The organism is Mycobacterium sp. NPDC050041 (genome assembly GCF_049541695.1).
GTDB lineage: Bacteria > Actinomycetota > Actinomycetes > Mycobacteriales > Mycobacteriaceae > Mycobacterium.
This window is the reverse complement of sequence record NZ_JBMVDG010000003.1, coordinates 694,204-706,745: the sequence shown is the minus strand read 5'-3', so window position 1 is coordinate 706,745 and position 12,542 is coordinate 694,204. Positions and strand designations below refer to the sequence as shown.

The 12,542-nt window shown below is 67.0% G+C and carries 11 protein-coding genes and 1 pseudogene; 10 read left to right on the top strand and 2 right to left on the bottom strand.

The genetic code is table 11. The annotated features are described in order from the left end of the window. Positions 1-25 precede the first annotated feature (25 nt). The 4 genes and pseudogenes from ACPCHZ_RS13845 (at position 26) to ACPCHZ_RS13830 (ending at position 4,121) form a co-directional block, all read left to right on the top strand. Positions 26-1,657 carry an acyl-CoA dehydrogenase family protein gene (locus tag ACPCHZ_RS13845; RefSeq protein ID WP_423485234.1) on the top strand — a complete coding sequence of 544 codons (1,632 nt, stop codon included), beginning with the start codon at positions 26-28 and terminating at the stop codon, positions 1,655-1,657. After that, a complete protein-coding gene (locus ACPCHZ_RS13840; protein ID WP_364972832.1) occupies positions 1,654-2,592 on the top strand; it encodes a crotonase/enoyl-CoA hydratase family protein in 939 nt (312 codons plus the stop codon). Before ACPCHZ_RS13845 ends, ACPCHZ_RS13840 begins: the two co-directional genes overlap by 4 nt. 23 nt (positions 2,593-2,615) lie before the next feature. Continuing rightward, positions 2,616-3,302 (top strand): annotated as a pseudogene (locus ACPCHZ_RS13835) (PaaX family transcriptional regulator C-terminal domain-containing protein); the annotation flags it as partial. 54 nt (positions 3,303-3,356) lie between these two features. Then, on the top strand, positions 3,357-4,121 hold the full coding sequence (locus tag ACPCHZ_RS13830; protein WP_423485385.1) for a crotonase/enoyl-CoA hydratase family protein: 765 nt from the start codon (positions 3,357-3,359) through the stop codon (positions 4,119-4,121). 26 nt (positions 4,122-4,147) lie between these two features. On the opposite strand, the gene ACPCHZ_RS13825 is transcribed toward ACPCHZ_RS13830, so the two are convergent. Both ACPCHZ_RS13825 and ACPCHZ_RS13820 read right to left on the bottom strand, forming a co-directional pair. Continuing rightward, the gene (locus ACPCHZ_RS13825) at positions 4,148-4,558 is read right to left on the bottom strand and encodes a DUF3060 domain-containing protein (protein ID WP_423485233.1); all 411 of its coding nucleotides are present in this window, start codon (positions 4,556-4,558) and stop codon (positions 4,148-4,150) included. 37 nt (positions 4,559-4,595) lie between these two features. Continuing rightward, positions 4,596-4,946, bottom strand: coding sequence for a DUF3060 domain-containing protein (locus ACPCHZ_RS13820; RefSeq protein WP_423485384.1), 351 nt, complete (start codon positions 4,944-4,946; stop codon positions 4,596-4,598). Positions 4,947-5,133: 187 nt separating this feature from the next. On the opposite strand from ACPCHZ_RS13820, the gene ACPCHZ_RS13815 reads away from it, so the two are divergent. The 6 genes from ACPCHZ_RS13815 to ACPCHZ_RS13790 all read left to right on the top strand — a co-directional run bounded on the left by ACPCHZ_RS13815 (position 5,134) and on the right by ACPCHZ_RS13790 (position 12,463). Beyond that, the gene (locus ACPCHZ_RS13815) at positions 5,134-5,676 is read left to right on the top strand and encodes a DUF3558 domain-containing protein (protein ID WP_423485232.1); all 543 of its coding nucleotides are present in this window, start codon (positions 5,134-5,136) and stop codon (positions 5,674-5,676) included. A gap of 7 nt (positions 5,677-5,683) precedes the next feature. After that, complete coding sequence (locus ACPCHZ_RS13810; protein WP_423485231.1) at positions 5,684-6,223, top strand: DUF3558 domain-containing protein; 540 nt, start codon at positions 5,684-5,686, stop codon at positions 6,221-6,223. Positions 6,224-6,300: 77 nt separating this feature from the next. After that, the gene (locus ACPCHZ_RS13805) at positions 6,301-6,936 is read left to right on the top strand and encodes a TetR/AcrR family transcriptional regulator (protein ID WP_364972819.1); all 636 of its coding nucleotides are present in this window, start codon (positions 6,301-6,303) and stop codon (positions 6,934-6,936) included. A 219-nt stretch (positions 6,937-7,155) separates the two neighbouring features. Next, positions 7,156-8,007 carry a nucleotide exchange factor GrpE gene (gene grpE, locus ACPCHZ_RS13800; protein ID WP_423485230.1) on the top strand — a complete coding sequence of 284 codons (852 nt, stop codon included), beginning with the start codon at positions 7,156-7,158 and terminating at the stop codon, positions 8,005-8,007. Next, a complete protein-coding gene (locus ACPCHZ_RS13795; protein ID WP_423485229.1) occupies positions 8,004-9,623 on the top strand; it encodes an Hsp70 family protein in 1,620 nt (539 codons plus the stop codon). The genes grpE and ACPCHZ_RS13795 overlap by 4 nt, the downstream gene beginning before the upstream one ends. A gap of 38 nt (positions 9,624-9,661) precedes the next feature. Then, positions 9,662-12,463 carry a hypothetical protein gene (locus ACPCHZ_RS13790; RefSeq protein WP_423485228.1) on the top strand — a complete coding sequence of 934 codons (2,802 nt, stop codon included), beginning with the start codon at positions 9,662-9,664 and terminating at the stop codon, positions 12,461-12,463. The last annotated feature ends 79 nt before the right edge of the window (positions 12,464-12,542 follow it).

Genomic DNA, 12,542 nt, shown 5'->3' with positions numbered 1-12,542 from the left:
TGTCGTGAAACTGTAATATCGAGCCATGGCAGACACGCACGTCGTCACCAATCAGGTGCCGCCCCTGCTCGACCACAATCCCGCCGGTGCGCCGGTGCTCCAGGAGGCGCTGATCCGCGAGGGCGGCGAGTGGGGCGTCGACGAGGTGACCGAACTCGGCGCGCTCTCGGGCAGCGTCCGGGCGCAGCGCTGGGGTGAGCTGGCCGACCGCCACCGCCCGGTGCTGCACACCCATGACCGCTACGGCCACCGGGTCGACGACGTCGAGTACGACCCCGCCTACCACGAGCTGATGACCGTCGCGGTCGGCCACGGCCTGCACGCCGCGCCCTGGGCGGACGACCGCCCCGGCGCACACGTGGTCCGCGCGGCGAAGACCTCGGTGTGGACGCCCGAACCCGGTCACATCTGCCCGATCTCGATGACCTACGCCGTGGTGCCCGCCCTGCGGTTCAACCCGGAACTGGCCGCGGTCTACGAGCCGCTGCTGACCAGCCGGGTCTACGACCCCGAGCTCACACTGCCGACCGCCAAGGCCGGCATCACCGCGGGCATGTCGATGACCGAGAAGCAGGGCGGCTCCGACGTGCGTGCCGGCACCACCGAGGCGACGCCCAACGGTGACGGCACGTACGCGCTGCGCGGCCACAAGTGGTTCACCTCCGCGCCGATGTGCGACGTCTTCCTGGTGCTGGCCCAGGCCCCTGGCGGGTTGTCCTGTTTCTTCCTGCCGCGGATCCTGCCCGACGGCTCCCGCAACCGGATGTTCCTGCAACGGCTCAAGGACAAGCTCGGTAACCACGCCAACGCCTCGAGCGAGGTCGAGTACGACGGTGCGACCGCTTGGCTGGTGGGCGAGGAGGGCCGCGGCGTGCCCACCATCATCGAGATGGTGAACCTGACCCGGCTGGACTGCACGCTGGGCAGCGCCACCAGCATGCGCACCGGCCTGACCCGCGCCATTCACCATGCCCAGCACCGGAAGGCGTTCGGCGCGTACCTGATCGACCAGCCGCTGATGCGCAACGTGCTCGCCGACCTGGCTGTCGAGGCCGAGGCCGCGACCATGCTGGCCATGCGGATGGCCGGCGCCACCGATCACGCGGTGCGTGGCGACCAGCGCGAGACGCTGCTTCGGCGTATCGGTCTGGCCGCCGCGAAGTACTGGGTGTGCAAGCGCGCGACCCCGCACGCCGCGGAGGCCATGGAGTGCCTCGGCGGCAACGGCTACGTCGAGGAATCCGGTATGCCGCGGCTCTACCGCGAGGCGCCGTTGATGGGCATCTGGGAGGGCTCGGGCAACGTCAGCGCACTGGACACGTTGCGCGCCATGGCGACCCGGCCCGAGAGCGTCGAGGTGCTGTTCGACGAACTCGCCCGCACCGCAGGCCACGACCCGCGTCTTGACCGGCACGTCGCCGCGCTGCACCAGGACCTCGGCGATCTCGAGAGCATCCAGTACCGCGGCCGCAAGGTCACCGAGGACATCGCGCTGGCGCTCCAGGGCGCGCTGCTGGTCCGGCACGGCCATCCCGCCGTGGCCGAGGCGTTCCTCGCCAGCAGACTCGGCGGACAGTGGGGCGGCGCCTTCGGCACCCTGCCCACCGGGCTGGATCTCGCGCCGATCCTCGAGCGTGCGATGGTCAAGTCCGCATGACGCACGCGATCAGGCCCGTCGACTTCGACAACCTCAAGACGATGACCTATGAGGTGACCGGACGGGTCGCGCGCATCACCTTCAACCGGCCCGAGAAGGGCAACGCGATCGTCGCGGACACCCCGCTCGAACTCTCCGCGCTCGTCGAGCGGGCCGACCTCGACCCCGCCGTGCACGTGATCCTGGTGTCCGGGCGCGGCGAAGGCTTCTGCGCCGGTTTCGATCTCAGCGCCTATGCCGAAGGCTCGTCGTCGGCCGGTGGCGGCAGCCCGTACCGCGACACGGTGCTCTCGGGTAAGACGCAGGCCGTCAACCACCTGCCGGACCAGCCCTGGGACCCGATGGTCGACTACCAGATGATGAGCCGCTTCGTCCGCGGGTTCGCCAGCCTGCTGCACTGCGACAAGCCGACCGTGGTGAAGATCCACGGCTACTGCGTGGCGGGCGGCACCGACATCGCGCTGCACGCTGACCAGGTGATCACCGCGTCCGATGCCAAGATCGGCTACCCGCCGACCCGGGTGTGGGGTGTGCCGGCCGCCGGGATGTGGGCGCACCGGCTCGGCGATCAGCGCGCCAAACGCCTTCTGCTGACCGGGGACTGCATCACAGGCGCCCAGGCGGCCGAGTGGGGCCTCGCCGTGGAGGCGCCCGATCCGCAGGATCTCGACGAGCGCACCGAACGTCTCGTCGAGCGGATCGCCGCGGTCCCGGTCAACCAGCTCATCATGGTCAAGCTCGCGATGAACAGCGCGCTGCTGCAACAGGGGATCGCCACCAGCAGGATGGTCAGCACGGTGTTCGACGGCATCGCCCGGCACACCCCCGAGGGTCACGCTTTCGTCGCCGATGCTCGCGACAACGGATTCCGCGAGGCGGTCCGCCACCGCGACGAACCGTTCGGCGATCACGGCCGCAAGGCCTCCGGGGTGTGACCGTGCCGGACGGTCTGTCCCGGATGACGGCCCGGTCGGTGGTGCTCAGCGTGCTGCTGGGTGCCCACCCGGCCTGGGCCACCGCGGCCGAACTCGTCCGGCTCACCGCGGATTTCGACATTCGCGAGGCCACGGTGCGGGTCGCCCTCACCCGGATGGTCACCGCGGGCGACCTGGTGCGCTCAGAGGACGGCTACCGGCTGTCGGACCGGCTGCTGGCCCGGCAGCGCCGCCAGGACGCCGCGATCGATCCGCGGCTGCGACCGTGGGACGGCGCATGGACCACACTGGTGGTGACGAGTGTCGGCACCGATGCCCGCACCCGCGCTGCACTGCGGAACACGCTGCACGACAATCGATTCGGCGAGCTACGCGAAGGCGTGTGGCTCCGTCCTGCCAACCTCGACGCCGACCTGCCCGCCGAGGTACGGGACCGCACCCGCGTGCTGCATGCCCGTGACGACGACTCCGGTGGCCTCGCGGCGCTGCTGTGGGACCTGCCCGCCTGGTCGGCGACCGGGCGGCGGTTGGTCGACGAGATCGATTCGGCGGTCGACGTTCCCGCCCGGTTCCTGGCGGCCGCCGCGATCGTGCGGCATCTGCTCACCGATCCGGTGCTGCCCGAGGAACTGCTGCCCGCGGGCTGGCCGGGCCCCTCGCTGAGGGCGGCTTACCGGGAATTCGCCGCCGAACTCGCCGCGCGGCGTGACGACGCCGGGGTGACGTCGCAAGGACCGAAGCAACGCCGAACTGACGGAGGAACCATGACAGCACCGGTACGGGTCGAACGCAACGGCCCGGTCACCACCGTGATCATCGACCGGCCGAAGGCGCGCAACGCGGTCAACCGGCCCACCGCCGAGGCGCTGTTCGCGGCCTTCGACGAATTCGATCGCGACGACTCCGCCTCGGTCGCGGTGCTCTGCGGCGACAACGGAACATTCTGCGCGGGCGCCGATCTCAAGGCGTTCGGCACTCCGGACGCCAATCCCGTGCACCGCACCGGACCGGGGCCGATGGGGCCGACCCGGATGGAGCTGAGCAAGCCGGTGATCGCGGCGGTCAGCGGTCACGCCGTCGCGGGCGGGCTCGAACTCGCGTTGTGGTGCGACCTGCGGGTGGTCGAACAAGATGCCGTGATGGGCGTTTTCTGCCGGCGCTGGGGAGTGCCGCTGATCGACGGCGGCACCGTCCGGCTGCCCCGGCTGATCGGCCACAGCCGGGCGATGGACCTCATCCTCACGGGGCGTGCCGTCGATGCCGACGAGGCGTACGCGATCGGACTCGCCAACCGGGTGGTGCCGACCGGCGAGGGGCGCAGGAGGGCCGAGGAACTCGCGGCCGAACTCGCGGCGCTGCCACAGCAGTGCATGCGGTCGGACCGGCTCTCGGCGCTGCACCAGTGGGGCGTATCCGAGCCCGCTGCAATCGATTTCGAATTCGCCAGCATCTCCCGGGTGAAACACGAGGCGCTGGAGGGCGCCAGCCGGTTCGCCGCGGGCGCCGGGCGCCACGGCGCGGGCGCCTGAGCTGCCGCGAGGAGACCGGCCCGGGGTCAGCCCTTGTCGATCTTGTTGTTCGATCCGGTGTCGTTGATCTTCGGATCGCCGTCCTTATAGGTGATCGTGTTGTTCAGCCCGACGACACTGAGCTCCTTGTCGACCCGGTCGAAGTTGATCGTGTTGTCGGTGCCGCCGATGTTCACGTTCGAGCAGGTGCCTACCACCGTCAGGGTGTTGTTCGATCCGCCGACGTTGAGTGACTTCCCGTCCGCGCAGTCGACGTCGGCCGTGGTGCCGATCGAGCCGTAGTTGATGGTGTTGCCGATCTCGACCTGTGCGCCCGAACTGCCCGCCGTCGCCGTCGGGGTGGTGGTGTCCGAGCTCTCCGAACCACAGCCGGCCAATCCGAGTGCCGCCGCCACGGCGACGGTGGCCAGCGTCGGCCCGGTGAAATACGCGCGCATGAGTCCTCGCTTGATCCGTCGAAGGTGAGGGAGAGTGTCAGGCAGGCACGCGGCTGAGGCGGTTGGTCATCCCCAGTTCGCGCCCGCGGTCCCAGAGCACCGGCTCCCCGTTCTTGAAGAACACCGTCTGGTCCCAGCCGTAGACGGTGATGTCGTTGACGACGTTGTCGGCGACCACGATGTTGCCCGAACCCTGCACGGTCACCGCCCAGCAGGTGCCCAGCGCGGTGATCTTGTGGCCGCTGCCCATCACGTGCAGCGTCGAGTCGTTGCAGTCCAGTGTCCGCTCGACGCCTATCCCGTTGATATGGGTGTCGCCGTTCTTGGCCTGTGCGACGCCGCCACCGGCCGCCACCGTGAGCGGGATCGCGACCAGGCATGACGCCAGTACCCGGCCCACCGCGACTGCTCCCACGCCCGTCCCCTTCGCTCGACACCACCGCTGTCCGAACCCCCGATTGGGGAAGCGTACGTCGCACCCCGTGGTTCGCGGCAGTGCTTCGCCGCTTCGGTGCGACCGGGCGGCCGCGGCACGAGTCGCGTGCGGCGTCCGCGCTGGGTAGCGTGTTGGTGCGATGCGACGGCGTGTCAATCCTGTTGTGGCGGCGACGGCTGCGGCGGTCACCGCGATGACGGTTGCCGCCGGGTGCGCCCAGACCGTCTCGGGCTCCGCCGAGCGGGCCCAGCCCGGCGTCCCCGACCCCGACCGCAGCTACGGCTACGTCGAGGACCGGTGCGGACTGCTGCTGGACACGTCCATCCAGGAGACCCTCGGCGCCGAGAACGTGTCGCGGCCCTACAGCGGCGCGGTGTGCCAGTACGTGCTGTCCCGCGGCTCGGCGATGGTGGACGTCACCTACTCGTGGTTCGAGACCGGCACGCTGGACCGCGAGCGTCAGGTGGCCGAGCAGCGCGACGCGGAGATCACCGACGTGCTGGTGGAACGGCACCAGGCGTTCCTGGCGCGCCGTGACATCACCGGTGCGGCGTGCTCCGCGACCGCGGCCGCGGGCACCGGTGTCCTGAGCTGGTGGGTGCAGTTGCGCGACCAGACCGGCGGCGACCCCTGCGGGGATGCACAGAAACTCCTGACGGCCACGCTGTCGTCGGACATGTGAGACGGCCATGAAACCGATCTCCGAGCTGTGGGCGGTACCGGCGGTCATCGCCGTGCTCGGCGCAGCCGTGCTGACCGGGTGCGGGGCGGAGGAGCAGTCCGAGCCGCCCGCCGCGCCCCCGACGTCGGTCGACGGCGGCTTTCGCGGCGGTGCGTGCAACGGCGTCACCGACGCCGACGTGACCGAGGCCACCGGGGCGTCGTTGTTCACCAAGGTCGTCGAGGGCGATGCCGGCTGTTTCTGGCAGGAGAACTCGCTGATCGGCACGTTCGGCGCCGGCATGGGCATCTCCACCTGGTGGTACCGGGGCAGCGACATGGACATCGAGCGCACCCTCGAACAGCGCGCCGGCCGAACCCTGACCGAACTGACGCTCGACGGCAACAAGGGCTTCCGGGCCGCCGACGACAACGCCTGCAGCATCTACGTCGCCAAGGGCAGGGACGTCATCACCTGGTCGATCCAGACCATGAACCCGGCCACGCTGCCCGATCTGTGCGAGATCACCGAGCGCCTCGCCGAGCTCAGCCAGCAGCGGGTCAACTGACCAGTCGAAACTAGAGGTGTTAGTTTCGCGCTGCCCCCTTTTGCGGGGCCGCACGCGAGCCGGAGGGAATTCCACAGATGGCAGGTCGGCCGGAACCGCAATCGGCGGGCGGCCGATCGCGCCCGCCGGCCCGCACCGCGCGGCTGAGCCGCGACGCGATCGTCAACGCGGCGCTGACGTTCCTCGACCGTGACGGCTGGGACTCGCTGACCATCAACGCGCTCGCCACCCAGCTCGGCACCAAGGGCCCGTCGCTGTACAACCATGTGCACAGCCTCGACGACCTGCGACGCACGGTCCGGATGCGGGTCGTCGGCGACATCATCGACATGCTCAACACCGTCGGTCAGGGCCGCACGCGCGACGACGCCGTGATGGCGATGGCGAGTTCCTACCGCAGCTACGCCCATCACCATCCCGGCCGGTACTCGGCGTTCACCCGGATGCCGCTCGGCGGCGACGACCCGGAGTTCACCGAGGCGACCAGGGCGGCCGCCGCCCCGGTGATCGAGGTGCTGGCGTCCTACGGCCTCGAAGGCGAGGACGCGTTCTACGCCGCACTGGAGTTCTGGTCGGCGATGCACGGGTTCGTACTGCTCGAGATGACGGGCGTCATGCGCGGCATCGACACCGACACCGTGTTCACCGACATGGTGCTGCGGCTGGCCTCCGGAATGGAGCTCCGCTCCGGGGTGGGCGCTGACCTGCGGTAAGGCCGCGGCGTTCGCGAAGGCGTGTTTTGTTGGGTGCTCACCGAGCCCGTCTGCCGGTAGTTAGTTGCTGCTTCTCCACGCTTCGATGCGTGCGCCACTCACGACAATGCCTGTAGGTCAGGTGATCGACAGACAGTTACGGATGGAGCAGTTATATTTGCCGCATCGATGGCCGGACCGCCGTCGGTGCGGGTGGGAAATCTAGGTGGGGGTCACGCAATGACCGAGTCGTCGCACTTTCATGCAAATTTGACAGATGACCATGATTTAGCTGGCAATGAATATGCGGAGCGCTCCGGGTCAAATTTGCCGGCAAGCAATCGCGGGGCGAGCTCGCCGGCCGCACCGCTTGACTCGATGGATTCACCGTTCAACTCCGGGCCGAGGCAGACGCTGCCCGACCATGCGGCCGAGTTCGATGACCATGGCGACGATGAGACCGCTGATGAGCATCAGGTCCAACCGCCGTCCGACGCAGGCGGCCTGGTATCGGCCGAGCTTGCCGCCATTCGGGAAGTGAGTACACGACTGGACGCCGCGCTCGAACTTGTCACGGCGGAACTCGGTGCCTTCCACGACCGCGCGGCAGCCCAGGAAGCGCTGATTGGCAAGATGCATGGTCGCATCGAGCTGCTTCAGCAAGGCGAGGCCAAGAAATGGCTTAAACCGGTGTCAACGCAGCTGGTGACGCTGTACTCGGATATCGAAGACACGACGTCCGCGCTCGGCCCAGACGCCACGGTCGAACAGTTCACCGGCCTGCTCTCGAATTTTTCACTGGCCGTCGAGCAAATCCTTGACAACCTCGGGTTGTCGCCGCTGGAAACCGCGCCGGGCGAGACTTTCGAGCCGCGACTGCACCAGGCGGTCAAGAAGATCGACACCACCGATCCCGCGTCCGATCGCAAGATCGTCGCCGTACTCCGGCAGGGCTTCATCGAACCGGGTGAGGCCAAGCCGATGGTGCCCAGTCGCGTGTCGGTCTACCGCTTCACAGGGGAATCGGTATCCGGCGATGCCGCCCCTCCAGGCAGTTCCACCCCTTCGACAGATCAAGCAGGAGCGCAGTGACCAACACGGAGATCTTCGGAATCGATCTGGGTACCACGTATTCCGCGGTGGCCCGTATCGACGAGTTCGGTATGCCGGTGGTGATTCCCAATGCCGAGGATCAGCCGACGACCCCCTCCGCCGTGTACTTCGAGACCCCGGACAACGTCGCGGTCGGGCAGACCGCCAAGAACTCGGCGGTCATCGATGCCGAGAACGTGGTGACGCTGATCAAGCGGCGCATGGGTGAGGACTTCAAGGTCACCTATCACGGGACCGAGTACACGCCGGAGTCGATCTCGGCGTTGGTCCTCAAGCAGCTGATGCAGGATGCGGTCGCGCAGTCGGGCGTGGACACCAATCGCGTGGTCATTACGGTGCCCGCCTACTTCGGTGCCAACGAAAAGGACTCGACCCGCAAGGCCGGCGAGATCGCCGGCTTGGAGGTGGTCGACATCATCGCCGAGCCGGTGGCTGCGGCGCTGGCCTACGGCATGAAGCAGACCGATGCGACGAAGACGATCTTCGTCTACGACCTTGGTGGTGGCACGTTCGATACGACGATCCTCAAGATCAGCCCCGAGTTGCTCGAGGTGGTAGTCATCGACGGCAATCGCGAGCTCGGTGGTGCGGACTGGGACGCCAAGTTGATGATGTACCTGATCTCGGAGTTTCAGGCCCAAACCGGGCTGCCCGACGAGGATCTCGAGGACGAGAACTTTCTGCAGGACATGGCGATCAAGGCCGAAGAGCTCAAAAAGAACCTGTCCAAGCTCGAGTCCCGGCAGGTCCCGCTGAAGTACGGGTCGAGTTCGGCGAAGATCACTGTGACGCGCGAACAGTTCGAGGCACTGACCGCCGATCTGCTGGGCCAGACCATCGACATCGTCGAGCGCACCCTGGAGGCCGCCAAGGTTAAGGACCCCGGCATCACGGTCGACGAGGTGTTGTTGGTGGGCGGGTCGTCGTTCATGCCCGCGGTGGCCGAGACGCTCAAGGCCAGGTTCGGGTGGGAGCCCAAGCTCAGCGATCCCAACCAGTCGGTCGCCAAGGGCGCCGCAATCTATGGCGCCACACCGGTGAAGCAAACCGAGCCCGTTGAGGGCTTCGAAGTTGCCGTGCCACAAGGAGTCGGGCTCGGTGACACCGTCAACCAGGCGGCGGGACCGGCTCGCGAGATCAAGACCGTCATTCCCAGGGCGATCGGCATCGCCGTGTGGTGCGGCCACGAGGACAACGAGCCGTGTGCGCACACAAACAAGCAGACGGTTTCGTTCTTAATCACTAAGAACGAATCCCTGCCCTTTAGCGGAGCGAACACCTTCTACACCGTGGCGGACGGTCAGACGCAGGTCGCCATCGAGGTTTACGAGCAGGCCGGTGATACTGAGTCTGAGGCGATCGAGGACAACCGTCGACTTGCTCATGAGGGCGGCGCCGTAATCACGGGCCTCTCGCTTCCGAAGAATTCGCCGATCGAGATCCAGCTCGCGATCAACCGGCAGGGTGAAGCCGACCTGGCCGCCAAGGATGTCACCTCGGGCAAGGAGTTGAAGTTCGCCATCTCGCTTGGCGTAATGCAGCAGGAGGATGTCGACAGAGCCAAGCAGGTGATCAGCCGAATCACAGTGGGATGACGCGGGATCGTCACGCCAGGTTAAGGGTGGTGAGGTAAGTGGTCGCGCTCGACCCGAAGGTCTATAAGGACGACGTCATCATGCCGATGGCGCGCAAGTACGACAGAGCGCTGCGCGAGGCGTTGTCGGAGATGAAGGTACCGGGGACACGTCGTCCGTCGGCCCTGGACCTCACTTTCGTCTACCAGGTCACGCCGGGTATGTCCGACGCCGATATCGCGGCGCGAATCAAAGACGTTGAACTGCAATGGAACAACGAATATCAGAAGACCAGAAACCCGAAGATCAGGGCTGCCGCAGACTTCGTGCGCCAACTGCACGAGTTGCTGCACAAAAACAACGTCGACGTCACCACCAACAAGACCGACTTCATCACCGAGAAGTGGTGGTCGAAGTCGATGGCCGAGAAGCAGACGGCCAAGCTGGGCACTATCTCCAAGCTGGCCAGCGTGCTCGAGCACTCGCCCTACGCAGGGTTGAAGTACATTACCCCTGAGCGCATCGCGGTCATCGCGGGTAACGATGCGAGCTTCTCGGTCCTAGCTGAAAGCGACCTCGAAGCCGCGGCGAAGGAAGCCGGTTTGACTGTGGTAGCGCCAGTCGCGCTACCCGCTGACTCTGGAATCGCCACGTATGACTCGCTAGTTGGTGCGCTCGACGACGCGACCGACGGCACCATCGTGCACGCCGTGTTCTTCGTTAACCCCCCGACGTCTTTTAACATCCTAGGCTCCGGCGCGGACGGGACTCCGTTCGGGTTGAGCGTGGCAGGGGGACTCAGGCTGGACGCCTCGTCCACCGGCGCGGCGCTCGTGGCGAGCACCAAAAGCGCCAGCAGGGAGGCGACTGCGCGGACAAGGGCGCTCAGCATGCTCAAGGAGGCGGCCGCACGGGGCGCTGACCTGGACGCGCTGGCGGTATTCCATCTCGCGGACATCGCCAGGCGGAAATCTGAGGGCGGCATCCTGCAGATTGCGTACTTGGCTCTCATGGACACGGGCCTCGACCCGGTCGAGGCGGCCCGGATCGTGTTGTCCGTCAAAACCGGCACGGAAACCAGGGGCGTGGCGATCACTCCGGAACTGGTGCACGCCAACCTCGCCGAAGGTGCACTCGACGCGGCCGAGGCGGCTCTCCTCAAGCTCGAGGCGATCGTCAAGGACGACCAGGGCAAAGCGGAAACGGAAGCCGTGCGTGCCGCGTTCGAAGCTCAGCGGGCCAGAGTTCAACAGCTGCGCGACAGCGCTGCATCGGCGATTCGCGCGAATGACATCGCCGCCGCCCGTGCCGCGTTGGACGCCGCCCTCCGCCTGGACCGCGACAGCGAGGATATCGCCAGGGATCTGGCGAGCCTGCCGCCCGATCCCCCGATCAACGTCAGCGTCGCGTCTGCGGTGACGACATCGGGCGATACCACCGTTCGCGTGGCATGGCAGGCGGGACTGGGTTCCGACGACGAGACCCGCTTCCGCGTTGTGCGCAAGGTGGGTTCGCCACCGGTCCACGTCGGCGACGGGACGGTCATCGGTGAGGTCGCAGCGACGACGATCAACGATGATCAGCCCGAGTTCGTCGACACGACGCACTACGCCGTCTTCGCCTTCCGCGGCAAGGGCTTCTCGCTTCCAGGGGCGGGTTCGATCACGGTCGTGCCCACCATCAGCGGACTGACGCTCACGGCCACTCCGACCGGCGTCGGCGGCCACTGGTCGAACCCGCCGCAGGCCATCGAGGCCACCGTTGTCCAGGTGGCGCCCGACGGAACACGCACGCGAATTCCGTTGTCCAGCAGTGCAAGCTTCGTCAGTGACCACCTCGTGCAAGGCCAGCGCTACCAGTTCGAGGTGACCGCGCACTACCGGTCCCGCACCGGTGCCGCCGCAGCCTCGCAACCGGTGGTGAAGGACGCCGTTCCGCGGGCCGAGGCACGGCCAGTGCCGACGTTGACGGTGAAGCCGGTCACCACTGCCGACGGCGCGTGCCGCATCGAGGCGCAGTGGAGTCGGCAGCCGCACCACGAGGTGCAGTTGTGGTGTTTCCCGCAGGAACCGCCCCTGGCCTATGGGAGTCGTGTGACTCCGAAGGCTTTGAGCGACAAGGGGAGGCAGCTTCACGGCCAGGGTGGGTCCAAAGCATCGGTATCGACATTGGTCGCGGATGTCCCGTCCGGCCTCATGCACTATCTCGCCATCACCGTCGACGACGCCGAGCGAGTCGTCGGACAGGTCGATCAGCTGGGTATCTGCGAGCCCGTCGGCAATCCGAAGGTCCAGCGCTTCGGCGACGAAGCCGTACTGAGCTGGGACTGGCCGGACGCTGATTACTCGGTTCGTGCGGTGTGGTCGGGTCCCAGCACATCCGGCGAGCAGGTCATCAGCAAGCCCACCTACGACAAGGACGGTGGCATGCGCATCCGGGTCGGTTCAGGACGGTCCGACATCCGGCTGGCCAGCTTCATCGACCACGCGGGGAGCAGCTGGCAGTCGCCGGTCAGGACGCTGTCGGTGGAGGCGTCGTCGGCCACTATCACGTACGGCGTCACCTGGCAGACCCGAATGTTCAGCAGCGCCAGCGGTTTCGACGTGCAGATCGTCTCCGATGTCGACGTCATCGCCGCGGACCTAATTATCGGCTACCGCGCGGACAGGGTGATGCCGAGTCTCCTGAGACAAATCGAGGAGCTTCGGCGAGAGACCCTGACGCTGGACGGCGGTGAGCCGGTCACCATCACGGTGGCGCTCCCAAAGATGCCCAAGCACTACTGGGTTCGCTGCTTCCTGGAAAGCGCCGACGGCGTCCGCCTGATCGACCCACCGACCGACGACCTCAAAGGACGATGACCCGTTGAAGTTTCTCGCTGAGGCCACCTGCCCGTACTGCTATCACAAGGTCAAGCTCACCTCGCTGGAGTTTCGGTGC